Source organism: Micromonospora eburnea, assembly GCF_900090225.1.
Lineage (GTDB): Bacteria > Actinomycetota > Actinomycetes > Mycobacteriales > Micromonosporaceae > Micromonospora > Micromonospora eburnea.
This window is the reverse complement of sequence record NZ_FMHY01000002.1, coordinates 503315-527244: the sequence shown is the minus strand read 5'-3', so window position 1 is coordinate 527244 and position 23930 is coordinate 503315. Positions and strand designations below refer to the sequence as shown.

Annotated in this window: 18 protein-coding genes and 3 pseudogenes; 7 read left to right on the top strand and 14 right to left on the bottom strand. The window is 70.0% G+C overall.

Annotated elements, in window-relative coordinates; all coding sequences use genetic code 11:
• Positions 1–329: 329 nt before the first annotated feature.
• On the bottom strand, positions 330–3821 hold the full coding sequence (locus tag GA0070604_RS34090; protein WP_047893052.1) for a M28 family peptidase: 3492 nt from the start codon (positions 3819–3821) through the stop codon (positions 330–332).
• A 71-nt stretch (positions 3822–3892) separates the two neighbouring features.
• Here GA0070604_RS34090 and GA0070604_RS02690 point away from each other — a divergent pair.
• Positions 3893–6724, top strand: a pseudogene (locus tag GA0070604_RS02690) (helix-turn-helix transcriptional regulator); the annotation flags it as partial.
• Here GA0070604_RS02690 and GA0070604_RS34215 read toward each other — a convergent pair.
• Both GA0070604_RS34215 and GA0070604_RS02685 read right to left on the bottom strand, forming a co-directional pair.
• Positions 6710–6829 (bottom strand): IS3 family transposase, encoded by a 120-nt coding sequence (locus GA0070604_RS34215; protein WP_223201434.1) that lies wholly within the window; start codon positions 6827–6829, stop codon positions 6710–6712. The pseudogene GA0070604_RS02690 and the gene GA0070604_RS34215 overlap by 15 nt on opposite strands.
• A gap of 357 nt (positions 6830–7186) precedes the next feature.
• On the bottom strand, positions 7187–8377 hold the full coding sequence (locus GA0070604_RS02685) for an IS110 family RNA-guided transposase (RefSeq protein ID WP_091113578.1): 1191 nt from the start codon (positions 8375–8377) through the stop codon (positions 7187–7189).
• A gap of 547 nt (positions 8378–8924) precedes the next feature.
• Between GA0070604_RS02685 and GA0070604_RS32885 the strand changes: the two genes are divergently transcribed.
• Positions 8925–9485, top strand: a complete 561-nt coding sequence (locus GA0070604_RS32885) for a hypothetical protein (protein WP_181726474.1) — start codon at positions 8925–8927, stop codon at positions 9483–9485.
• 88 nt (positions 9486–9573) lie between these two features.
• Here the strand turns inward: GA0070604_RS32885 and GA0070604_RS02670 are convergent, their stop codons facing one another.
• The 4 genes from GA0070604_RS02670 to GA0070604_RS02655 all read right to left on the bottom strand — a co-directional run bounded on the left by GA0070604_RS02670 (position 9574) and on the right by GA0070604_RS02655 (position 12596).
• Complete coding sequence (locus GA0070604_RS02670; RefSeq protein WP_091113574.1) at positions 9574–10419, bottom strand: hypothetical protein; 846 nt, start codon at positions 10417–10419, stop codon at positions 9574–9576.
• Positions 10416–10997: an RNA polymerase sigma factor gene (locus GA0070604_RS02665; protein WP_091113571.1), complete on the bottom strand. Its 582-nt coding sequence runs from the start codon at positions 10995–10997 to the stop codon at positions 10416–10418. Before GA0070604_RS02665 ends, GA0070604_RS02670 begins: the two co-directional genes overlap by 4 nt.
• 129 nt (positions 10998–11126) lie before the next feature.
• Entirely contained in the window at positions 11127–12278 is a 1152-nt protein-coding gene (locus tag GA0070604_RS02660; protein ID WP_047891453.1) for a hypothetical protein, read from the bottom strand.
• 6 nt (positions 12279–12284) lie between these two features.
• On the bottom strand, positions 12285–12596 hold the full coding sequence (locus GA0070604_RS02655; protein ID WP_225319462.1) for a hypothetical protein: 312 nt from the start codon (positions 12594–12596) through the stop codon (positions 12285–12287).
• Positions 12597–12648: 52 nt separating this feature from the next.
• On the opposite strand from GA0070604_RS02655, the pseudogene GA0070604_RS34085 reads away from it, so the two are divergent.
• The 4 genes and pseudogenes from GA0070604_RS34085 to GA0070604_RS02640 all read left to right on the top strand — a co-directional run.
• Positions 12649–14064, top strand: a pseudogene (locus GA0070604_RS34085) (TOTE conflict system archaeo-eukaryotic primase domain-containing protein); the annotation flags it as partial.
• Between the two features lie 55 nt (positions 14065–14119).
• Positions 14120–15007 (top strand): DEAD/DEAH box helicase, encoded by an 888-nt coding sequence (locus GA0070604_RS33250; protein WP_279615665.1) that lies wholly within the window; start codon positions 14120–14122, stop codon positions 15005–15007.
• 94 nt (positions 15008–15101) lie between these two features.
• Positions 15102–15668 (top strand): hypothetical protein, encoded by a 567-nt coding sequence (locus GA0070604_RS02645; protein ID WP_073825711.1) that lies wholly within the window; start codon positions 15102–15104, stop codon positions 15666–15668.
• A 2-nt stretch (positions 15669–15670) separates the two neighbouring features.
• Positions 15671–16318, top strand: a complete 648-nt coding sequence (locus GA0070604_RS02640) for a nucleotidyl transferase AbiEii/AbiGii toxin family protein (protein ID WP_091113568.1) — start codon at positions 15671–15673, stop codon at positions 16316–16318.
• A gap of 256 nt (positions 16319–16574) precedes the next feature.
• Here the strand turns inward: GA0070604_RS02640 and GA0070604_RS02635 are convergent, their stop codons facing one another.
• Positions 16575–17765, bottom strand: coding sequence for an IS110 family RNA-guided transposase (locus GA0070604_RS02635; RefSeq protein WP_091113566.1), 1191 nt, complete (start codon positions 17763–17765; stop codon positions 16575–16577).
• A gap of 550 nt (positions 17766–18315) precedes the next feature.
• Here GA0070604_RS02635 and GA0070604_RS32880 point away from each other — a divergent pair.
• On the top strand, positions 18316–18876 hold the full coding sequence (locus GA0070604_RS32880) for a hypothetical protein (protein WP_181726473.1): 561 nt from the start codon (positions 18316–18318) through the stop codon (positions 18874–18876).
• 299 nt (positions 18877–19175) lie between these two features.
• Here the strand turns inward: GA0070604_RS32880 and GA0070604_RS02620 are convergent, their stop codons facing one another.
• The 6 genes and pseudogenes from GA0070604_RS02620 to GA0070604_RS02595 form a co-directional block, all read right to left on the bottom strand.
• Complete coding sequence (locus GA0070604_RS02620; RefSeq protein WP_141721218.1) at positions 19176–19700, bottom strand: DUF5956 family protein; 525 nt, start codon at positions 19698–19700, stop codon at positions 19176–19178.
• Between the two features lie 155 nt (positions 19701–19855).
• Positions 19856–20488, bottom strand: a complete 633-nt coding sequence (locus tag GA0070604_RS02615) for a hypothetical protein (RefSeq protein WP_091113559.1) — start codon at positions 20486–20488, stop codon at positions 19856–19858.
• Positions 20485–21758 (bottom strand): annotated as a pseudogene (locus tag GA0070604_RS02610) (hypothetical protein). Before GA0070604_RS02610 ends, GA0070604_RS02615 begins: the two are co-directional and overlap by 4 nt.
• On the bottom strand, positions 21755–22510 hold the full coding sequence (locus tag GA0070604_RS02605; RefSeq protein WP_091113556.1) for an ATP-binding cassette domain-containing protein: 756 nt from the start codon (positions 22508–22510) through the stop codon (positions 21755–21757). Before GA0070604_RS02605 ends, GA0070604_RS02610 begins: the two are co-directional and overlap by 4 nt.
• Positions 22507–23292: a zf-HC2 domain-containing protein gene (locus GA0070604_RS02600; RefSeq protein ID WP_091113552.1), complete on the bottom strand. Its 786-nt coding sequence runs from the start codon at positions 23290–23292 to the stop codon at positions 22507–22509. Before GA0070604_RS02600 ends, GA0070604_RS02605 begins: the two co-directional genes overlap by 4 nt.
• A complete protein-coding gene (locus GA0070604_RS02595; protein WP_091113549.1) occupies positions 23289–23825 on the bottom strand; it encodes an RNA polymerase sigma factor in 537 nt (178 codons plus the stop codon). The genes GA0070604_RS02600 and GA0070604_RS02595 overlap by 4 nt, the downstream gene beginning before the upstream one ends.
• Positions 23826–23930 lie beyond the last annotated feature (105 nt).

The following is a 23930-nucleotide window of genomic DNA, read 5'->3' as shown; positions in this document are numbered from 1 at the left end:
CTGGTTGCGTCCAAGCATGGCGAGATACGGCCGGGTTCGCGCTGTTGCGGAGGTTCTACGACCGGTACGGCCGCTTCCCGCGAGGTTGGGCAGATCTGCGCCCGGAGGCGATGGACTTCGCCTCTCGCCAGGTCAAGGCGGAGCCGGGTTACTTGGCGTTCTACGGAGACCAGGGCCAGCGGATCCATCACACCCCCAATCGGCTAGATCAACCCGACAACGCACCCAGAATCCAATCCACGGATTCAGGCTAAGGTCCGGTCCGGCAGCGGAACAGGGGCGCAGGACCTGCGGCAGGGTGGGGCGAGCGCCCCACCCTGCCGTTGAACTCAGCCGATCTGCAGGGTCACGTCGTCCAGCACGAAGCTGGTCTGCAGGTAGGCGTCCTCGGTGCCGGTGAAGGTCAGCGTGACCGTCTGGCCGGCGTACGCGCCGAGGTTGACGGTGCGCTGCGTGTAGCCCGTGGCAGCGTTCATGTTGGACAGCGACGCCACGGTGGTGCCGTTGGCCTTGATCGTGAACACGTCGTAGGCGAGCGCCCCGTACTCGTTCGTGTCGATGTGCAGCCAGTAGGTCAGTACCGCACTGGTGCAGCCCGACGGGATGGTGACGGTCTGGCTGATGGCCTCGGTCGCGGTGTAGCCGTATCCGCCGAGCCACGCGTACCGGGTGCCGCTGCGCGGCACCTGCCCGATAGAGGTGCCGATCGCGCCGGTGGAGCCGGTCCACGGCGAGGTGCCGCTTTCGAACCCGCCGTTGAGGATCAGCTGGGCGGCGGTGCAGCCGCCCGGTCCGCCGGTCACGGTCAGCGTGTACGTGGTGCTGTGCGACACCGACCCCGTGCCGGTGATGGTGATGGTGTAGGTGCCGCCGGCCACCGACGAGCCGACCGCGATGGTGGCGGTCGACGAGCTGCCGGAGGTGACCGACGACGGGCTGAACGAGACCGTTACGCCCGTGGGGGCGCCGCTGGCGGTCAGGGTCACCGTCTGGGCGCTGCCCGAGGTGGTGGCGGTGCCGACGGTGGTCGTGGTGCTGGACCCCGCGTTCACGGTGCCCGACGAGGGGCTGGCCGAGATCGAGAAGTCGTTGGTCGGCGTCGAGGTGCCGACCGCCCGGTTCCACAGCGTGTAGGCGATGCCGTCGGCAGCCCGGTTCAGCGCGGTGGCGTCGATGTTGCTGAGGGTGTCGCACGAGGAGTGGTAGCAGGAGTCGTAGGACTGACCGGCCGTGCCGCCCCACTTCGACGCCTGGGCCGACGTCTTGGTGGCGCTGGCGCCCATCGCGTAACCGGAGGTCGGGATGCCCGCGTTCTGGAACGAGTAGTCGTCGGAACGGCCCTGGCCCTCGACGTTCTCCTCCGGCTGCAGGCTGAGGGAGTCCCAGTACGCCTTCATCGGCTGCGACGCGGTCGAGGTGATGTTGTTGATGAAGTAGCCGCCGTTCTTCGACGCGATCATGTCGAAGTTGTAGTAGGCCTTGATCGCCGTTCGCTGGGTACTGGTCAGCGAGTTGACGTAGAACTTGGAGCCGTTGAGGCCCTGTTCCTCGTCGGTCCACCAGCCGAAGCGGACCTTGTTCAGCATGGTCGGGTTCTGCGCGGCCAGCGCGAGGGCGACCTCGAGCAGCGCCGCCGAGCCGGAGCCGTTGTCGTTGATGCCCGGACCGACCGAGACGCCGTCCAGGTGGGCGCCGAACATGTAGACGTTGCTCGCGTTACCGCCCGGCCACTCGGCGATCAGGTTCGGGCCTGCACCGCTGGTGCAGCCGGAGGTGCAGGGCTGCTCGGTGACGGTGAAGCCGGCGGCCTGCAGCTTGCCCTTGACGTACGCCACCGACTGCAGGTAGCCCTGGCCGGTCGAGCGGCGGGTGCCGCCGTTGTTGGTGGCGATGGTGCTGAGCTGTGTCAGGTGCGCCTGCACGTTGGCGACGTCGATGTCCGGCGCGGTGCCACCGGGGGTGCCGCCGTTGACCGTGAGCGTGTACTGCGCGGTGTGGGTGATCGAACCGGTGCCGGTCACGGTGATGGTGTACGTGCCCGCAGCCGCACTGGAGGTGGTCGCCACCGTCATCGTGGAGCTGTTGCCCGACGTCACCGACGTCGGGCTGAACGACACGGTGACCCCCGACGGGGCACCCGAGGAGGTCAGCGACACGGTCTGCGCGCTGCCGGAGACGGTCGCGGTGTTGACCGTCGCGGTGACCGAGGAGCCCGCGTTGACGCTGCCCGAGGTGGGGCTGACCGAGACGGAGAAGTCGGTGCTGGAACCGGTGCAGGTCGGGTCGCCGGTCTGGGCCGGGACCGCGACCGCGTTCCACGCGTCCTTGGTCCGGTTGAACAGGACGCACGAGGAGTCCAGGTTCTTCGCGGCGGTCAGGGTCGCGGTGCGGTACTTCTTGTGGGTCATGCCGGAGGTCTTCAGCAGCATGCCGCCGTAGAAGATCTTTCCGGCGGACTGGATGCCCACGCCGGTGACCGACGACGGGCCGCCCGAGCAGATGGGGCTGTTCGGCTTGCCGCCGCCCGGCGCGCTGCCCTCGGCGAGCAGGTAGAACCAGTGGTTGAGCGGACCTGCGGCCGCGTGTACCTCCGTGTTCGGGATCGACGAGGAGTAGCAGTTCGGGTGGCCGCCGACCAGCGAGGGGTTGTACATGTTGCGGATCGGGCCGTCGCCGACGAGGTCGATCTCCTCACCGACCAGGTAGTCGGGTTCGTCGTAGGCGCTGGACTGGTTGGCGTATGCCTCGGTCAGGGCGCCGAAGATGTCGCCGGTGGCTTCGCCGAGGCCGGCTTCGGAGCTGGTGCCGCCGGGGGTGTTCTGGTCCATGCCGTGGCCGAACTCGTGACCCACCACATCCATCGAGGAGATCCAGTTGCCTGCCGAGTTCTTGCCGATCGTGATCGTCGAGCCGTCCCAGTAGGCGTTCTGCTCGTTCAGGCCGACCTTGATCGGCCAGCTGCCGCCGTTGCCGTTGTGCCCGTTGCGGCCCAGCCAGGCCGACAGCATGTCCCATTCCTTCTGCGCCGAGTACAGTGCGTCGACGCAGCCGGTCTCCTTGCTTGTGCCCACTCCGTTGCCCCAGCTGTCGTCGGCGCCGGAGAAGACGGTGCTGGTGCTGTAGTCCTGGCAGTTCAGGCCGGTGCGCGTGGTGTCGCGCAGGTAGTACGTGCTGCCCGACTGCGACGTGGTGATCGACAGTGGGCTGGGCCCGTTCCACTTGCCGGTGCCGGAACCGGCCGCGGCGTCCTCCTGCTTGGCCAGCACCTGGCCGTTGCGCGCGTCCACGAAGACATGCAGGTGGCTGGGCGCCGAGGCGGTGCGCCCGGCGACGACGACCTCCCACGCGAGTCGCGCGGTGCTGTCCTTGACGTGCACCACGAGGGTGCGCGACTCGACCTGGTCGACCTTGGTGAGCAGGCCCTTGGCGGTCTGCTCGGCGCGGTCGGCGGCGACCGTCGGCACGACGGAGACGTTGATCTTCGTCTTGGTGGCGGCCGAGATCGCCCGGATGGCGCCCCGGCCGTCGGCGAGTACGGCGGCGTCGCCGCCGACCACCGGCAGGCCCCGGTAGGTGCGCTCGTAGGCAATGGAGAACAGGCCGTCCACCCACGGGATCACCATGCGACGGTCGTACTGCTCGAAGGGGCCTTTCGCCAGCGCGTCGTGACCGCCGTCGGCAGCGCGGTCGGCTGCAGAGATCGCCAGCGACAGCGGGCTCTGCGCAACCGTGGGTGTAGGGGGCGGGGTGGCTGCGGTCGACTGGGTGGCCACCCCGGTCACGGTGCCCAGGGTAAGCGCAACCGCGACAGCGGCCGCCATGGCAGTTCTTCGATACATCGCAATCCTCCCGCCGAGATGGGTTGAGGGGTGTGGCAGCAGGGCCCGTGTTGATGGGATCTCCGGCAACCGGTGACAGCTCGGCTTTGGCGATGACACTAGGAACGGCGGAGGCTGGCCGAAATCAGGGCAACCCCTTGCTCTGGTGCGCGAAGGACCGTCGGGCGCACTATGATCCGGTGCCAGATTCTGCGACGGCAGTGAATGCGCATCAGGGGGCCACCGGCACCATGCTGCCGGTGGTACCGGGCGTCGTGCGCGGCGCCCGTCGGGTGGTGCTGTTCGGTCCGCCCGGGATCGGCAAGACCGCTGCGGCCGGTGTACTCGGGCAGCAGCTGGGCATGCCTGTCCTAAGGCTGGCTCCGAGCCCACAGGACGCCCGGGTCCCCTACACCGGACTGCTCGAACTCGCACTGGCCCTCCAACCGCTGCCGGCCGCGCGGGAACTCGCGACCGGAATCGACAAGGCCGTCGGAGTGCCGGGCTCTGCCGATCCCGCCGGGACCGCTCTACGGCTGCGCCGGTTGACCGCCACCCTGCTGCTGGACACCCCGCCTCTGACACTGGTGGTGGACAACGCCCAGTGGCTGGATACGGCCAGCGCGGCCGTCTTGCGTTGGGCACTGCGCCTGGCTCCCGACCTTCCCGTCATAGCCGCAGAGCGAATCTGGCGCCCGGGGAGCGAAGGCCACTGGTGCGGCGAGGACCCCTGTGCGGTACGCATCCCGGCGCTGACACCCGATCAGGTCGCAACCCTGCTGTCGCCGTACCGGCTAACCCCCTACGAGGTCACGCAGACCCACATCCGCAGCGGAGGGAACCCGGCCCTAGCCCTCGCATTCGCCGGGGCCCGCAGCCGCGCCACCGACCTGCCGGCCGCTCAGGGTCTCGTAGACGACCTGGTCCTGCCGCCGGCCGCCCGCCGACTGGTGAACGAATGGCTGGGCACTGTGTCGGCCGAAGTTCAGGAACTGTTGACGGTCGCCGCACTCGACGACCGGCCCGACCGCGAACTGCTGAGCCGCCTCGCCGGCCCGCCCGCCGAAAACCTTCTCGCAGAGGCCGAGGCAGCCGGACTGATCAACATCGGGCAGGTCGACGGGAAGATCCGGTTCGCCGCCGCCGCGATCGGTGCCGAACTCGCGGCCCGACCGCCGGTCGCCACACGCAGGCTCCTGCACGCCCGCCTGGCCGAAGCCAGCCGCGACAGCATCCGCCGCGACCGTCACACCACGCTGGCGGCCGACACCAACGACCCGCAGTCGGCCGACTGCGCCGACCGCGCCGCCGCCCGCGCCCGGCTGCGCGGAGAACCCGCACTAGCGGCCGAGCTCTCCCTGCTCGCCGCCGAACGTACCCCGGAGACCGACGCCGACCTGCTCACCGAACGGGCGCTGACCGCCGTACGCGACGCCGCCCACAACGGCGACCTGCCCCGCGGCCAGGCTGCCGTCCGCCTCGTCCTGCACCACGACAGCAGCCCCGCCAACCGCGTCAACGCCCTCATCGCCCTGATCGACTCAGGCGGACAGCACCTGTACAACGGCGACAAGCTGTTCGCCGACGCACTTCACGAAGCGGCCGGACATCCGGACCTGACCGCGCAGATCCTCGTCCGCCAGGCGATCTGGGCCAACGTCAACGGCGATCCCGACCGGGCGTGCGCCCAGGCTGCCCGGGCCGCCAGCCTCGCCCGGAGCGCTGGCGACACCGCCACCACCGCCATGGCCCTCACGATGCAGGCCCGCATCCAACGCATCCTCGGCCGCCCCCAAGCCGAGACCACGCTCGGCCACGCCCTGTCCCTGCCACGCAGCACTCACATCCCCGTCAACGCCAGGCCCGAACAGCTCTCCGCCCGGCACGCCATCTTCGACGACCGTCTGGACGAAGCCCGCAGCGCACTGCTGCCTCTGCTCGTCGAAGCCGAGCGGACCGGAGACGCCGAAGCCACCGTGGATGTCCTGCGCAGCCTCGCCGAAGTCGAGATCCGCGCCGGACGGTGCGGACTGGCCCTCGACTACGCCGGCCGCGCCCTGTCGCTTACCGACAGAGCCGCCTTGGACCCCGCACCAACGTGCTACACCTCCGCCCTGGTCGAGGGCACCGCCTCGTGCACCGACTCCGCCCTCGCTCACGCACGCCGCGGGGCGGACACCTCCCGCCGGGAGGACAACAAAGTCTTCCTCTCCCGAAACCTCTTCGTCCTCGGACATCTTCTCCTGGTCACCGGGCGTCCGAAAGAAGCCCTGGAGGCGCTGGAAGAGGTCCGTACGCTTGAGAAGCGCCAGCAGGTCCGCGACCCGTCCGTCCTGCGCTGGCACGCCGACCTCGCCCAAGCCCTCATCTCCCTCGGCTACCTCGACCAAGCCCGCAAACTGCTGACCGATACCCGTCGCACCGCGACTGATCTAGATAGAAGCTGCGTCCTCCCCGTGCTCGACCGCTCCCAGGCACTCCTGGAAGCCACCCTGGGCAACTACGATGCGGCCGCCGACCTCCTCACCGCAGCAGCCGACCACCTCCGCCACCTGCCCATCGAACACGGTCGAACCCTCCTGGCCCTCAGCCACACCGAACGACGCGGACGCCGACGCGCCAGCGCCCGCACCGCGGCGCAGAGCGCCGCCGACCTCTTCAGCACGCACCAGGCACACCCCTGGATCGAAGCCGCCACCCGCACCCTCCACCAACTGGAGCCCGTCCCCGCGCACAGCAGTACGCTCCCCTGCCTCACCTCCGCCGAACAGCGCTGCGTCGAGCTCGCCGCCAGCGGAGCGACCAACCGCGACATCGCCACCGCCCTCACCATCAGTGTCAAAACAGTCGAAGCAAACCTCACCCGCGTCTACCGGAAGCTCGGCATCCACTCACGCGTCCAACTCGCGCACCTTGCAGCCCTGACGGCAGCGCCGGCAGAAGCCCTGCAGCCCGGCCTGGCGCATCAGCCTGGCAACGCGTTTGCGCCCACTTCCGACTCCGGTGCCCAGGCGTAACTCGGCGTGCGGCGTAAAGGAGCGGGTTGGGCGAGGATCGCACGTGCTTCCCCGGACAGCATCCTCGCTACGTCAAGTCGCAAAATGCCGTGACGAGGATTTAGAATCGAGAAAGTTGACACAAAAAGCAACAGAGGCGGCCGGTTTGCTACTGTAACCGCCAGCAACGGAGCGCAGCAGCTATCCAATGCGACCAACAAACAGAGGTAATGAACGGCTGAATCGCAGGCAGTCGGCCTACCGACATGCATAGATGACGGTCTTAGGAGTCTCCATGTGACTCCGGTTGATCTTGGCGGGCAGGGTGGATCGGCCGGCGCGTGGGCTCGCGCCGGCGGGGAGCCGATTGGTTCAGGCTGCCGCGCGGATCACCGGTGCCGGTCGAGTGAATGTCTTGCGGTCGCGGATGAGTGCCCAGAGGACGTCGACGCGTCGCCGGGCGAGGGCGAGTATGGCTTGGCGGTGGTTCTTTCCTTCGGCGCGTTTCTTCTCGTAGTAGGCGCGGGAGGTGGGGCATTCTCGGGCGGCGGTGAAAGCGGCCATCCACAGGATGTGTCGCAGTCTTCGGTGGTAGCGGCGGGGCTGACGGTGATTGCCGGAGACCGTTCCGGAGTCGCGGGAGACGGGTGCCAGGCCGGCGTGGGCGGCGAGTTTGGTGGGGCTGTCGTATTCGGTCATGCCGGCGGTGTGGACGAGTAGTTCGGCGGTCAGTAGTGGGCCCATGCCGGGCAGGCTCCCGATGATCGGCGCGAGGGGGTGCTGGTCGAGCTGTTCGGCGATGAGGTCGTCGACGGCGGCGATGCGTTGGTCGATGGCGAGGATCTCGGTGGCCATCTGCCCCACCACCACGGCCGCGGCACGTTGGCCGGGGAGCGTGACGGTCTGCTGGCGGGCGGCGGCCACCATCGCCTCGGCGACCTGGACGGCGTTTTTCACGTGACCGCGTCGGAGTAGGGCGGTGATCCGGTCGACGCCGGCGTGCCGGATTGCGGCCGGGGTCTGCCAACAGGCGAGGACCATCATCGGGGCCTTCCGGTTCAGGTCCACAGCGCGTTCCAGGGCGGGGCTGATGCCGGTGAGGAGTTCCTGCAGCCGGAACAGGGTGGCGACGCGCTGGCCGACGAGGTCGGCGCGGTAGCCGGTGAGCACGCTGAGTTCGGCCAGGAGCCGGTCGGAGGGTTCCAGGATCGGAATGTCGGGGCGCAGGCGGATGGTCTGGGCGATGACGACCGCGTCGCGGGCGTCGGTCTTGTTCTCCCCGGCGAACGCGGCGGCCATGTGGAACGCGACGGTGCCGGAGACGTAACGAACCTGCACCTGCCGCCGCCACAGCAGGGTCAGCAGCAGCGCCGACAGGCCGGTCGTGACGTCGACCGCCCAGCAGACCCCACGGCCGTGCGTTGACACCTCGGCCATCACTGTCAGGAGCGCGGTCTCGTCGTTGGCTACTCGACGGGAGTAGACGAGCCGGCCGTCACCGTCGACAGCGGCGACGTGGTGGTGGGTCTTGCCGATGTCCACGCCGATCCACAGCTTCGCCACCGTCGTGCTCTCCTTCGTCGGTCGGCTTTTTCTCGAATGCGCCTCGTCTGGGGTTCGGGTTTGCCGGCATCTTCTAACGATGCGAACGCAGGTCGCGGATCTCCATCAGCGGTCTACCGAATCTCACAGACGACGAAGCGGCGGGTGGCATCTCCTACCGTGAGCCAAGCGATCTCGACGAAACACACGCAGCCATACCCACCGCTCTCGGGCATCTCCGGGTCTACGGCCGCCAGGGCCGCGCCCGTTCAACCCGGCCCGCCCGCGGAGCGAGAAGTGGGTGGCACCTCGAGGCTCAGCCACGATCACGGCGGAACACACTTCAGCCCTCCCCACCCTCGGACCCCGCGGGCGCGGCAACCCTGAGCCTGCCGCCGTCTCCGGCCGGCACCCCGGACACGATGTGCGGGACCTGCGAGCATCAGCGCTCCACCGAGCGCGGGGCAGGCGTTGGGCATCGTGGCCCACGACGGCTGGTCGCCGGCCGCCGCTCCGCGACCGGCCCGATTGCCACGCCAACCGTCGCCGCAGCGGCTTGAATGGTGGTGTGCAGGTCAGCAAGGACGGGCGGGGCTGGTGCGTCGGCACTGCCGCCGACGTGGGCTGGATCGCCGGGCACACCACTGCCGGCGTCTCGATCACCACCGCCATCCCGCCGATCTTCGACGCCTACGCCACCACGTACCAGACCGACGACGTCACCGCCACCGCCTACGAGCACGCCCTGATCGAGGACCTCACCACGCATACCCCCGACCAGCCGTGGTGGCTCGCCTACCTCGACACCGGCGCCCACGACGTCGTCTTCCCCCACGCCCCGAGGGTGTGCCTCTACTGGAACTGGCCGTACGTGCTGGTCCAGGCCGGCCCCGAACAGGCCCTCACCTGGCGGACCGGTGGTCATATCCGCCGCCCGCACGGCGCGCTGCCGGACATGTTCTTCCCCGCCGACCTGTCATGGCTGGTCTCCGCTCTCTGGGACGACACCTGGACCTGCGTCGGCGGCCCGGCACCACTGATCCACACCCTGGAACATGACCCGGTGGCCAGTGCCCGCCAGGTCCGACCTGGCGAGGACGCGCTGCCACCGGGGCTGACCCGCGAGTGACGACCCACGCCCCACGCCCCGGGCAGCGGGCAGCGGGCAGCGGGCAGCGGGCAGCGGGCAGCGGGCAGCGGGCAGCCTCCGATCATGGCTAACGCCCCCACGTCTCGGCGGGACGGCAGTCGCTGGTCGGTTTGCCGTAGATCCGCTTCCCGTCCGGGTCCGCGTAGCAGTGCTCGAGTTGGTCTTCGGCCTGGAACAGCGGACGCCTGTCGATCTCCGTCCCGCGGGCGTCGTAGCTGACCAGTTCAGGGTCGTTGCCGGCCTTGAGTCGGGCGTCGTTGGTCATCAGGCCGAACGCGCCTTCGGACAGTCGTGCTGTGGTGGTGTGGCCGTCGCCGTGGTCGAGTACGAGCCGGTGGACGCGGCTGCTGGCCCGGCCGCTGACGCTGACGTCCCCGCCGTCGTGCTCGGTGGAGGTCAGCAGCAGCCGCTGCACCGGCCCGGGCAGCAGGTCACCGTGCGGCCACGGCTCAGTGGCGCCCCCGCCGGACTCCCGGGCTGTTCCCGCCCCGTCCACGTCGCAGGTGGCGTAGCCGACGTCGTTCATGAACAACACCAGCGCACGGTCACCTCGCTCCGTGGCCACCGCCAGGTCAGCCAGGGCCACCGGAACGGGTCGCTCCCCTGGTGCCTGGCGGGTCTGTCGTTGCGGGGAGTTCCACTGCAGGCACCGCTCCGCCGCGTCCCGCAGCGTCGGCGACAGCTCACCGGCCCCCATGGCCAGCACCTGCATGGTCGAGCGCTCCGGCCGGTCCCACACCACCGCCGCGGCACCGGAAGCCACGGCCAGCAGCACCGCCGCAGCAATGGCGATCCGCAGTCGTGGAATACGCGGCGGAGGCGGGCTCACGAAGCCGAGGATCCGGGCCCGCATCGCGTGTGCCGCATCCGGCGGCAGGTCCCGCTCCGCGGGCAGGTCGAGAATGTCGTTCACCGCTTCCCCTCCTGGATCTCCTCTGGCATCAGACGGGTCAGGCGGCTGCGCGCACGGCTCACTCTCGACCGCACCGCCACCTCGCTGATGCCCAACACGGCTGCCGCGTCCGGGTACGACACGCCGGACCACAGGCACAACGCCACCGCCTCCCGCTCGGCCGGCGGCAATCCGCGGACCACCGAGAGGACCTCGGTCATCCGCCTTTCGTCGTCGAGCCGAGCGGAAACCTCGTCTGCGAGGTCACCATCGGCGTACCGCTCACCCGGTAGACGCCGTAGCAGCGCCAGCCACCGGCGCGCGGACCGCCACTCCGAGCGGACCGTGTTGGTGGCGACGACCAGCAGCCACGGCAGCGCCGAACCGTCCACCAGGCGGGCGTCGTGCCGGCGGCGCCACGCGACGAGGAACGTCGCCTGAGTGACGTCCTCAGCCGTCGACCACGACCCGGTCAGCCGGAACGCGTGGTTGTAGACCGGGCGGGAGTATCGGTCGAAGAGCCGACCGAACGCCGCCTCGTCGCCGGCGGTGATCGAGGACCACAGTTCCTCGTCCGGCGGCCATACTTGATGCCTCACACCACACTATGGCCGCCCACGCCGACCTTGTTGCAGGCCGACGGTCGACGTCTGAGGTCGTGGCGCCGGCGCGAAAGCCGCAGCGCGTGAAGGCGATGGTGGCCAGCTCACCGGGCGGCGGACCAGGCGTCAGGTGTCGAGGCCTGCGAGGTTGAGGCGTTCGAGCAGGCTGGGCTTGCGGGCGTGCGCCGCCCGCAGCTCGGCCAGCCGGTGTTGGAACGATGCGCTGTCTCCGTCGCGTTCGCCGAGGTCGCGCAGGTCGACGAGGAGTTGTACGGCGGTGTCGTACTCGCGGGGCTTCTTTGTGGCGATGAGTTCGTTGACCCGTTGCCAGGCGGTGGGTTGGTCGACTGCGAGGGTGTCGAGGTGCCGTTGCCGGGCTGCTGCGGCGGAGCGTTCCCGGCGGACCCGGTCGTGTTCGCGCAACTCGGCATCCCGTCGTTCCCGCACGGCACGCAGGTCCGCAGCGGCTGCGAGCAGTTGACCGGCAGTACGGACGGCCGTCGGCGTGGACGCGTCGACGGGATGCGCGTCGCGGTAGCGGCGCAGCAGTCGGTTGCGCAGGTGGCTTTCGCCGCTGGTGATTAGGTCGGTCAGGATGGCGTCCTTGTCCCGGGCGTGTAGCCCGACGACCCACTTCCGTAGTTGTGCGGCGGTCGGTTCGCCGGAGGCGGCCGGCGACGACCCAGCCGCCGCGGCCGCGATCAGGTCGGGGTCGATGCGCAGGAACTCGGCGACGGCGGTGAGCGGCGCGTCGAGGGTGTCCAGCTTGGCGGGGACGGGCGGTTCGGGCTCGTCGTCGGCGATCTCGGCGGACTGTACGCAGCGCAGCCAGGCGAGGTAGAGCAGGCGCAGGTCGCCGGCAGAGAGGTCGGCCCGGACCGGGATGATGGAGGTGAGCAGGCCGTGGCCGTCGAGGTCCCACTCGTCGGCGCCGTCCTCGTCCTCGTCGTGCAGGTCGATGATGACGTGCGTGCCGGCCGTCCAGGCGGATGCGCTGTCACCTTGGCAGTACTGGGCGACCGTGGCGGGGTCGAGCACTTGTTTCGGTAGCCGGAGCATGAGCTGGCGGGTGCCCCAGTTCGCCAGGTACAGGTGCGCGTCGAAGTACCGTTCCATCAGCTTGCGAGGGTCGCCCTTGAAGTCGCCCCACTCGTAGGTGTTGACGAAGCTGGTGGCGGTGATGTCGGCCCGGGTGGACAGCGACCGCAGCTCGGCCCGCTCCCGGCCGGTGAGGGGACGGTCGACGGCGGTGAATTCGTAGTACTGGTACTCGCTCACCGTGGCCTACCTCCCGGCCCAGTGCCGGTAGGCGTCGATCCACGCGGCACCGTCCGGCATAGGGGTGGGTAGCGGAAGGTCGAGAAGACCGACACGTTGCCGGTGGCGGCCTCGGGCGCAGACCGCGACGATGCTGTCCGCGGCCAGCTCGATCTTGCCTATGGTGACCTCGACGCCGAGGACGGTGGTGGTGAACGGCACCGCCAGATGCTCCTCGATCATGGCGAACAGGCCGGCACGCTCGTCCTCGTGACCGTCCGTGTCGACGGTGGCTTCCTCGATCATCGCCTCCAACGCGGCGGTCCCCTTCGATGCCATCGGCGGAGGATAGCGGACCGGTGTCGAGGTGTTCGGAGCCTGATACGCGAGGATGGTCGGCATGGGTTCGGTAGCCGAGTTCGTCGATCTTCGGCGGGAGGTGGAGCGGGTACGGGCGGAGAACGCCCGGCTGGCGCGTCTGCTGGAGTTGCGCGGCCAGGACACGTCTGCGGCGCCGGAGCAGTTGTCCGCGCCGATGGAGCCGCCAGGGCTGGTCACCATGGCTTCGCCGACCCGGGACAAGCTGACGTTGTTCGCCGACCGGTTCCGGGCCCGGGCCGACGTGTACGCCGTGCGGTGGGACAACGCCCGTACCGGCGCTGCCGGCTGGATGCCCGCGGTCGCGGGCGGTTGGCGTAAGGGTATGGACCGGCGGGGTGCCACCTACCTGCCCCGCACGACGGAGGTCGTCGCGGCGCATCTGGTCGGCGACGTGTTCATGGGCCTGTATCCGCTGATGCCCGGCAACACCTGCCACTTCGTCGTGGCCGACTTCGACGGGCCGACGGCGGTGCTCGACGCCCTCGCGTACGTGAAGGCGGCACGGGCCAGCGCGGTGCCCGCCGCGTTGGAGATCTCCCAGTCGGGCCGCGGAGCCCACGTGTGGGTCTTCTTCACCGGCGCTGTTCCCGCGGCCACCGCGCGGGCCGTCGGCACGGTCCTGTTGCGTGAGGCGATGGTGCTGCGCGGGTCGATGGACCTGCGGTCGTACGACCGTCTCTTCCCCAACCAGGACGTGCTGCCCGAGGGTGGCTTCGGCAACCTCATCGCCGCGCCGCTACAGGGTCGCCGCCGCAAGGACGGACTGACCACCTTCCTCGACCTCGGCACCCTTGAGCCGCACGCCGACCAGTGGGCGTTCCTGTCAACGCTGGATCGGCTCAGCCCCGGCGAAGCCGAACACGTCGCCCGGCAGGCCAAACACGCCCTCACCGGCGCGGACGTCGCTACGATGAGCCGGTCCACCGCGACCCAGGTCCACCCTCCGCTCCCTGCGGTGGTCCACGCGGAGGCCGGTGCCGGGCTGAGCATCGACGCCAGGCAGCTCACGCCCGCCGCGCTGGCAACGTTCAAGCACGCCGCCGCCATGACCAACCCGAAATTCTACGAGCTGCAGCGGCTACGTAAGTCCACCTGGGACACCCCACGCTTCATCCAGGGCTACGACCTCACCCTCGATGATCGCCTGATCCTTCCGCGGGGCCTGCGGCACACCATCGCCACGATCGTCGAGCGCGCCGGGTCGCGGCTGGCCGTCACGGACGCACGAAACTCCGGGACCGAGATCGACACCGCGTTCACCGCCGAACTCACCAGCAGGCAAGCCAACGCGGTCGGCGCTCTGCTCGCCCACGACGACGGGATCCTGGTCGCCCCACCGGGCTCCGGCAAGACCGTCATGGCCTGCGCCGTGATCGCCGAACGCAACACCTCCACCCTTGTCCTCGTCGACCGCAAAGCCCTCGCCGACCAGTGGCGCACCCGCATCCAACAGTTCCTCGACATCAAGCCTGGCCAACTCGGTGGCGGCCGACGCAAGCTCACCGGCACCGTGGACATCGCGCTGCTGCCCTCCCTCGCCCCGGCGCGACGACGTCGCCACCCTGACCCAGGGGTACGGGCACGTCATCGTCGACGAATGCCACCACCTCGGCGCCGCCGCGTACGAGCACTCGGTCAAACGGATCGCTGCGCAGTTCTGGCTCGGCCTCACCGCCACCCCCACCCGACGCGACGGCCTCGGCCAACTCGTCACCTGGCAACTCGGACCCGTCCGCCACACCCTGACCGACGAGGAACAAGGCACCCTCGCGGCCGCGATGCACACCGACGCCGGACCCCGTCGAGCGCTGTTCATCCACGAGACCACATTCCAACCCGGCGACGTCGACCTGGACGCGCCCGGCGCGCTCGCCGAGGTGCACCGAAGGCTGGCCCTCGACGAGCCCCGCAACACCCAGATCGCCGACGACGTCGCCGCGGCCCTGACCCGCGGTCGCAACTGTCTCGTGCTGACCCGCCGGGTCGCCCAGGTCGAGGCACTCACTGCCCTACTCGCCGCACGCGGACATCAGGCGCTTGTGCTCCAAGGCGCGATGAGCACCCGCGAACGGCGGGCCATCGTTGACCGGCTCGACGGCGCCAAGGCCGGCGACGGCCTCCTTGTCGTCGGCACCACACCGTTCATCGGTGAAGGCTTCGACGCCCCTGCCCTCGACACCCTCTTCCTCGCCGGCCCGATCTCCTACGACGGCCTACTCGTCCAATGCGCCGGCCGCGTTATCCGCGCCGCGCCCGGCAAGGACCTCGCCGAGGTCCACGACTACCACGACCCGGCCACACCAATCCTCGCCGCCTCACTCCCACGCCGCATGCCCGGATACCGGGCCCTCGGCTTCACCAGAACATGAGCGCATCAATCGCGATCATCATGACTGGTCCGCCAGCTACAGAGCTACGACGTAAGCCAAGCGCGCTGGGCCTAGCCTGGTAGGCTAACGGGCCATGGGCCGGTTCTCCGAGGATGAGCTGCAGGCGGTTGTCTCCCGGTATGAGGCGACGCGGGCCGCCGCGCTGACCGAGCGGGACGAGCAGCTGCGGGCGTTCCACGCGGCCGGATGGCGGCCGGTGGACCTGCAGCGGGTCACCGGATACAGCCGGGAGACGATCCGCCAGGCGCTACGACCGGAAGTCCGGCGGGCGACCAACATCAACCGGCGCAGGACATCACCCCAGCCGCCAGCGGACTACCGACCCTACGGCGACCGGAAACCCTACGTCGTGGCCGAAACCCTCGCCGCACTGCGCGGCCCGACCGGCGGCACGGTGACGCTTCCGCGTCACCTCGACTGGTCAGGGCAAGCCGAGTACGACCTGAGCCGGACCGCGCGCCTGGCCACCATGTACAAGGTGGTACTCACCGAAGCCGCTACCGTCGAGGATCTGAACACCTGGCTCGACGCCGACCTCCTCCGGCAGCTCTGGCCCACCCTCTGGCTGCCGCCCCAGCTTCGCCAGCGCTGGGAGGACGCCTTCCCCGAACTCGCCGCGACCCGCAGCAACGCGGCATAGCGGTGGACCCGTTCCACGAACGCCTCGCCCGTACCGGGCTCGCGGCGGCCGACCGATACGGCTTCGCCTTGGCCGGCGGCTACGCGGTCCAGGCCGCCGGGCTCGTCGAGCGGCCCAGCGAGGATGTCGACCTGTTCACCGCCTGGGACCGCCGCGACGAGTTCACCGCCGCGGTTACCGCTGTCGTGCGCGCCTACCGAGACGACGGCCTCACCGTCGAGACCGAACGGCAGTACGACACGTTCGCCCGGCTGGCCGTCACCGACGGCGTACGGACCTCCAAGGTCGAACTCGGCGTGGACTGGCGCGCCAACGAACCGATCCTCATGGCGATCGGACCGGTCCTCCACCCTGACGACGCGGTAGCGAACAAGATGAGCGCCCTCTACGGACGAGCGTTCGCCCGAGACTTCATCGACATCGACGCCACCCTCCGATCCGGCCGCTACACCCGCGACGCCCTCCTCGCTCTCGCGCAGCGCGCCGACCGTGGCTTCGACCCGCGCATCTTCGCCGACGCCCTCGGACAAGCCACCCAGCTCGACCCTGATGACTTTGCCCAGTACGGCGTCACCGGCCCAGCGCTGGACAAGCTCCGAAGCCGATTCGCGGAGTGGCGCCGCGAACTGCTCGACGACGAGGAACGATGACTCGGCCCCGACTCGCGGCTACGTCAAGCCGGCACCCGCAGGACCCACAACGTTCCAGATGATCTTCGGCAAGCGATCGCAGCGAGCCCGCGAAGCGACCGGCACGCAACGAGGAAGGCAGGAGAAACGCAGGTCGTCGGCCTGTGGACACCGGCAGACCGTCGGGTTAGGAGTCTCCATGTGACTTCGGTTGATCTTGATAGGCAGGGTGGATCGGCCGACGCGAGGGGCTCGAGCCGACGGAGAGCGGGCCGCTTCAGGCTGCGGTGCGGACGGTTACTGCCGGTCGACTGAAGGTCTTACGGTCGCGGAAGAGTGCCCAGAGAACGTCGACGCGCCGCCGGGCGAGAGCGAGAATGGCTTGCCGGTGGTTCTTTCCTTCGGCACGCTTCTTCTCATAGTAGGCGCGGGAGATAGGGCATTCTCTGGCGGCGGTGAACGCGGCCATCCACAGAATGTGCCGCAGTCTCCGGTGGTAGCGGCGGGGCTGCCGATGGTTCCCGGAAACCGTGCCGGAGTCGCGGGAAACAGGCGCCAGGCCGGCATGTGCCGCGAGTTTGGTGGGGCTGTCGTACTCGGTCATGCCAGCGGTGTGGACGAGTAGTTCGGCAGTCAGCAGGGGACCCATGCCGGGCAGGCTCCCGATGATCGGTGCGAGGGGGTGCTGGTCGAGTTGTTCGGCGATGAGGTCGTCGAGGGCGGCGATGCGTTGTTCGAGGGCGAGGATCTCGGTGGCCATCTGCCCGACGACCACGGCGGCGGCGCGTTGGCCGGGCAGGTTCACGGTCTGCTGCCGGGCGGCGGCCACCATCGCCTCGGCGACCTGCACGGCGTTCTTCACGTGCCCACGACGGAGCAGGGCGGTGATCCGATCGACGCCGGCGTGCCGGATCGCCGCCGGTGTCTGCCAGCACGCCAGGACCATCATCGGCGCCTTCCGGTTCAGGTTCACGGCCCGTTCGAGGGCGGGGCTGATGCCGGTGAGGAGTTCCTGCAACCGGAACAGGGTCGCGACGCGCTGCCCGACGAGGTCCGCGCGGTAGCCCGTCAGCACGGTCAGCTCGGCCAGGAGCCGGTCGGAGGGTTCCAGGATCGGGATGTCGGGGCGCATGCGGATGGTCTGGGCGATGACGACCGCGTCGCGGGCGTCGGTCTTGTTCTCGCCGGCGAACGCAGCGGCCATGTGGAACGCAACGGTGCCGGAGACATAGCGAACCTGAACCTGCCGCCGCCACAGCAGGGTCAGCAGCAGCGCCGACAGGCCGGTGGTGACGTCGACCGCCCAGCAGACCGGCCGGCCGTGTGTCGACACCTCGGCCATGACGGTGAGCAGTGAGGTCTCGTCGTTGGCGACGCGGCGGGAGTAGACCAACCGACCGTCACTGGCGACGGCGGCGACATGGTGGTGGGTCTTGCCGATGTCCACGCCAATCCACAACTTCGCCACCCTCGCGCTCCTTCACATGATCGGTCTGTTTTTTGCGAATGGCCCTGGTCTGCGGGTTCGGACTTGCCGGCACCTTCTCATGAGGCGAACGCAGGTCGCGGATCTCCATCAGCGGTCTACCGAATCTCGCAGACGATGAAGCAGCGGGTGGCATCTCCTACCGTGAGCCAAGCGATCTCGACGAAACACACGCAGCCATACCCACCGCCTCCTGGCATCAGGGCCTACGGCCCGCGGGGCCGGGCCCGTTCAACCAACCGGCCCGCGGAGCGAGAAGTGGGTGGCACCTCGAGGCTCAGCCACGATCACGGCGGAACACACTTCAGCCATCCCCACCCCCTGGCTCCGCGGGCGCGGCAACCCTGAGCCTGCTGCCGTCGCCGGTCGGCATCCCGGACACGATGTGCGGGACCCTGCGCAGCATCAGCGCTCCACCGCGCGCAGGGCACGCGTACGGCATGGTGGCCCACGACGGCGGGTTCGCCGGCCGCCGTTCCGCGACCGGCCTGATTCCCACGCCAACCGTCGCGGCAGCGGCTTGAATAGCGATGTGCAGGTCAACAAGGACGGACGGGACTGGCGCGTCGGCGCCGCCGCCGACGTGAGCTGGATCGCCGGGCACACCACTGCCGGCGTCTCGATCACCACCGCCATCCCGCCGGTCTTCGACGCCTACGCCACCACGTACCAAACCGACCAGGTCACCGCCGCCGCCTACGAGCACGCCCTGATCGAGGATCTCACCACGCACACTCCTGACCTGCCGTGGTGGTTGGCCTACCTCGACACCGGCGCCCACGACGTCGTCTTTTCCCACGCCCCGAGGGTGTTCCTCTACTGGAACTGGCCGTACGTGCTGGTCGAGGCCGGCCCCGAGCAAGCCCTCACCTGGCGCACCGGTGGACACATCCGCCACCCTCACGGAGCGCTACCCGACCTGTTCTTCCCCGCCGACCGGTCATGGCTGGTCCCCGCGCTCTGGGACGACACCTGGACCTGCATCGGCGGCCCCGCACCACTGATCCACACCATCGCAAGCGACTCCCTGACCAACGCCCGCCAGGTCCGACCCGACGAAGACGCGCTGCCACCCGGGCTGACCCGCGAGTGACCGAACGCCCCACCTCATCGACATGAGCTACGCCTACCGCCCTCCCTATTCCGGCCCGGCCAGGATCGGACGGGCGACGAGTCGGGTGAGCCTGGCGCGCAGCCCTTCGGTTTCCTCGACGAATTGCCGACGCCGACGCAGATGTATTTGACGGGCGTCCGGTGAACGACGACGAGGAATCGCCGGTGAGCGGGCTGGCGGCGACCTTGGTTACGCTCGCTGTCATGAGTCTGACCAGGACCGCGGTGGAAGTGTCGGTCGGCGGGCAGAATCGCAGGTACCGCCGTGCCCACGGATCCTCAGGCAGTCATTTCTCGCAGCACGTTCCGGGTGAGCCGTACGTATTCCGGGCTGCACGCCCCGTCGATGCCGGCGGTATCAGCGCGCCGGCCGAGTTCGGCGAGGAAGTCGTCGACCGAGGTGAACCCGGGCGGCGGCTTCAGCAGCCATAGCCGACCCCGAGGCCGGCCGGTGATGCCCGCGTCGGCCAGCAGGGCATCGTTGTCGTTCTCGACCTCGTTGCGGGACTCCCAGCTCGACCGCACGGTCCGCTCCCGCAGCACCTCGTACGTCTTCGGGTCCAGCTCAGTCCAGGTCTCGTAGCGGCTTGCCCGGTCCGGCACCCAGGTGCGCAGCTGCGGGGGCCACACCGCGGGAAGGAAGACCAGCATCGGAGCATCGGGGGCCAACTGCCAGCCCCGCGCGGTCAGTTCGCGTACCTCCGGCAGCTGCTCCGGTGTCAAGCCATCCGCGTCCGTGTCGGCGGCCCTGGCCACAGCGGGATCAGGCGGTTGGTCGATGCCCCAGGCGTATCCGGTGTCCATTTTCGCAGCGTACGGCCGTGCCTGCGCCACCACGGCCGACGTCCGATGAGGCCAGTTCCGTAACGGCGGCGGGCAGCCTTCGTACGGCGGCGAGAACCTCGGTGGTCATGTCCTGGCGGCTCAGACTCCGTGCTGACGCAAGGCGGGGCCCCCGATCAGCGACTTGGACGGTGGCGGCGGCCAGCCGAGGCACGGGACCCTCGGTGCAGGTATGCGGCGACACCGATGACGAAGATCGTGGCAGCGGCGAGCCAGGACGTTGTGGAGGTTGAGGGTTGAATCGGCCAGGCCCACGCAGCAACGGCGGTGCCGGTCTGACGCGGAGCGGCGGCGTAGACGGCGCACACGTAGACGAAGGCGGGCAGCCACGCCAGCCGCGCGCCGAGCAGCACCGCCCCGCCGGCGACCAGTCCGACGCAACCGAGAGCATTACGTACCAGCGCATGTGCACCGTACGTGTCGGGTGCCCGCAGTCCGGCAAGGCTGAGCACCGTGGCGGTGACGAAGGCGGCGACGAGTAGGTGACCGGCTCGCCAGGCCCGCCACGGCAGGGGTGTGCTGCGTTCGAGGTCCTCGTCGGCGCCGGCGAGGGTGGGGCCGAGCAGGAGTGCGGCCAGCAGCGGTGCGAGTGCGACCACGGGGACGCGGGCGGCGGGCCCGTCGAAGTAGGGCCGGCTGGCGAGCCATGTTCCGGCGGCCCAGGCGAGCAGCGCGATGACGCCGACATCGACCACGAACGTGGTCGCGCCGCGGGAGCGCAGATGAAGCGTGAGCAGGCGGCTGGTCACGGCTGCTCGCCGAGGCGAATCAGCGCCGGGATGTCGCATCGGTGGGCGGCGTCGAGGTAGGCGGCGAACCAGGAACGCTGCGCCGGCTCCGGCAGTGCGCGGAGCACGGTGAGGGGCACGTCGTCCGGGGTGGCTGCCTCGTCGAGCATCCAGTCGGTGGCCAGGGTGTCGGTCCGGTACACCCGCATGTCGATGTTGCGTGTCCCGGAGGGGTCCTCGCATCTGGTCCGGGTCACCTGCCGGAAGTCCGCCCGCAGGTTCTTGCGGCTGGCCAGGCCGCCCAGGGCGGTGGACTGGTAGTCGAGGTTGAGCCAGACCGTGCCGTCGTCCCGTTCGATGGACTGACCGGCCGGCTGCGCGGCCTGGTCGGCTGCCCGCCGGGGTGCTCCGGGTATCCCGTCGAGACGTCCCAGGATCGGCTGCACGACTGTGGCGACGTCGTCGATCAGGAACGCGTTGATCCGGGAGAGGCACATCTGCGGGCCGCTGCTCGTGCACACTAGCTCGACCGCGGCCGGGTCGGCCGGGAGGCGGTGGGTGCCCGGGCCGGTGGTGATCGGCACGGCGACGGCGACGGCGAGTCCGCCGGCCAGCAGGGCTGCTCGCTGCTGCCGTGCGGCGGCGGCGAGCAGCAGGACCGTCAGGGCCACCAGCCAGGCTGCCTGCAACGCGGTGATCCGGCCGGGGACGCGCGAGTACACCGCCCAGCCGCCGTAGACGGGCGAGAGCCACGCGCCGGGCGTGCCGTCCCAGTAGGTGATGATGGCCAGGCCCAGGTAGGTGGCGAGGCCGGCGATCGGGGCCGCCACCCGAAGCGGTACGAGCCGCCCGACGAGGACGCCAATCGCGGCGGCGGCGGCCAGGGCGAGGACACCGACGGTCAACGTCCACCACCAGCCTCCGCCGGCGTAGGTCGCGACCCGGGCGACCAGCACCGCCGCCCCGGCGAACGCGACCAGCAGCCCGGCGACACCGGCCACGGTGACGGCGAACCAGGCCATCACCAGTGGTTGCCAGCCCGGGCGGGGGTGGAGGCGATCAGCTCGTCGATGTCGCGCCGTCGTTCCCTGCCGGACTGCCACGCCCCGGCAGCGATCATGAGAGCGCACAGGATCAGCAGCGACACCCGCAGGTAGTTGGCAAGGCCCGCCCACCGGCCGGCCCAGTCGTCCGGGTGCACGGCCAGCATCCACACTCCGGCACCGAACATCGCCACCGCAGCAAGTGGTGCAGTACCCCGGCGTAGCTCCACCCTCAGCGCGCGCCTCACCGCGGTGCCGTCCGCGCGCCACGCAGCACCGCCGTGTAGCCCCGTTCAATCGGGGAGTCGCCGCTGTCGCCGTCCCCACCGGCGGCGATGAGCTCATCGGGGAGGCCGGTGAAGACCAGCCGTCCCCTGTCGACCAGGTTGACCCGGGTGCACGCCGCCACGACGTCCTCGACCAGGTGCGTGCTGACCAGGACCACGGCATCCAGGCCCAGCTCCCGCAGCAGCGCCCGGAACTGCACCCGCTGCTCCGGGTCCAGACCGGCGGTCGGCTCGTCCAACAGCAGCAGCCGAGGGTCGTTCACGATGGCCTGGGCGATGCCAGCGCGGCGCAGCATCCCGCCGGAGAGGTGCTTCATCCGGTCGTCGGCGCGCTCCAGCAGACCGACCCGCTCGATCACCCGGTCCACCGCCAGTGGAATCCGCGCCGGCGGCATCTCCTTGAGCCAGGCGAAGTACTCAACGAACTCCCGCACGGTGAAGCGCGGGTAGAACCCGAATGCCTGCGGCAGGTAACCCAACTGGCGGCGCGCCTGCCGCAACGCCGATGGGTCGCCGAGGTGGTGGCCCAGCAGCCGCACCTCGCCTCGATCGGGGCGCAGGACCGTGGCCAGGACCCGCATCAGGGTGGTCTTCCCGGCGCCGTTCGGGCCGAGCAACCCGTGCACCCCCACACCGAGATCGAGGTCCAGGTCGTCGAGGACGATCCGCTTGCCGTAGCTGACCCGCAGGCCGTCGACGCTCACCGTCGTCATGCCGGTTGCCTTCCCACGCGTTCCCGACGCACGTACACCACCGCCGCGGCCGCCGCGGTGACGCCCAGCCAGCCCGGGCCGGCCGACACCAGGACCGCCAGACCGCCGACCGGCGGCGCCAGCACCACCACCGCCCACGCCCCCGCCACCACCAGCGCGGCGTACGCGGGCTCGACCAACGAGCCGAGCGCCAACGTCAGTGCGGTCAACGCGACACAGGGAAGCAGCCACCACCCCGGCGTACCGATACCCGTCACCGCGCCGGCCAGGACCGCGACGGGCGCGGCGACCGCGAGGACCGCCAGCGTGCGCCACAGCACGATCCGCAGGCCGCCCTGCGGTGTCCCCGCGATCAGCTCATGCAGCGGATCCGTTCGCGGCCCGTACGACAGGGCCGTACCGACAGCGGGCAGTGCCGGCGCGATCAGCAGGAGCAACCACGGCGGAACCACCGTCGGGCTGACCGCCAACCCCGCGGTGAGCACCCCGGTGACCGCCACCGACAGCAACCACGCCGCCCGCGCTGCGGGCCCCGCACCCACCAACACCCTGATCCGCCGCCACCCGGTCGCCCGTCGCACCCGCCCCTGCCGCGGCAACCGGCCGCCCAGCGACACCGCGACCGCCTCCACCACAGAAGCCGTCGACGCGTCCGAGGCGATGCTCGTCCGGCAGGCCGCACAGCGGTCGAGGTGCGCCTCCACCGACCACGCGTCCACGTCAGCGAGACGTCCCTCGACGTACGCCGCCAGCACCCCGGCGTCAACGTGAAACCCGGTCATGACAGGGCCGCCCTCAACTCGCGGCGCGCCCGCATCGCCCGGGTCTTCACCGTGCCCTCCGGCACACCCAGCAACACCGCGGCCTCCCGCACCGTCAGACCGTCCAGCACCGTCGCCTGCAACACCGCCCGCAACTCCGGAGCCAGCCGATGCAGCGCACGCTCCAACTCGGCGTCGTACGCGCCCGCCAAGACCTCGTCCTCCGCCGACGGAGACCACGCCAACACGTCGTCGCCCGGCACCCCCACACTCTGCGGACGGGCCAACGCGCGACGCCGCGCGTCGATCAACCGACCGGCGGCCACCGACCACAGCCAGCCCACCGCCGCACCGTCCCCGCGGTAGCCGGCCGCGGCCCGCCACACCGTCAGGAACGTCTCCTGCACCACCTCCCGGACCAACTCCGGATCCCGGCACCGGCGGCGCAGACGCAGCACCAACCACGGCGCGTTACGCGCATACAGCACGTCGAACGCCCCACGGTCACCCTTCCCGACGAGACGCAACAGCTCCTCGTCGTCCACGTCCATCACGCAAGGTTAGGACGCATCACCCGGCGAAACGGTTCTCTCCACCGCGCCACACCCATCGCGGACACCCATGACGGTCTGCGTTCTCTACGCTGCTCCCATGGCAGC

What these genes read in the sequence shown, in the direction of transcription:
- GA0070604_RS02655 (WP_225319462.1), bottom strand. Translation starts at nt 12,596, where the DNA reads ATGGCATCGAAGGGGACCGCCGCGTTGGAGGCGATGATCGAGGAAGCC.
- GA0070604_RS02600 (WP_091113552.1), bottom strand. Translation starts at nt 23,292, where the DNA reads ATGACCGGGTTTCACGTTGACGCCGGGGTGCTGGCGGCGTACGTCGAG.
- GA0070604_RS02620 (WP_141721218.1), bottom strand. Translation starts at nt 19,700, where the DNA reads ATGGACACCGGATACGCCTGGGGCATCGACCAACCGCCTGATCCCGCT.
- GA0070604_RS02605 (WP_091113556.1), bottom strand. Translation starts at nt 22,510, where the DNA reads ATGACGACGGTGAGCGTCGACGGCCTGCGGGTCAGCTACGGCAAGCGG.
- GA0070604_RS34090 (WP_047893052.1), bottom strand. Translation starts at nt 3,821, where the DNA reads ATGGCGGCCGCTGTCGCGGTTGCGCTTACCCTGGGCACCGTGACCGGG.
- GA0070604_RS02645 (WP_073825711.1), top strand. Translation starts at nt 15,102, where the DNA reads ATGGGCCGGTTCTCCGAGGATGAGCTGCAGGCGGTTGTCTCCCGGTAT.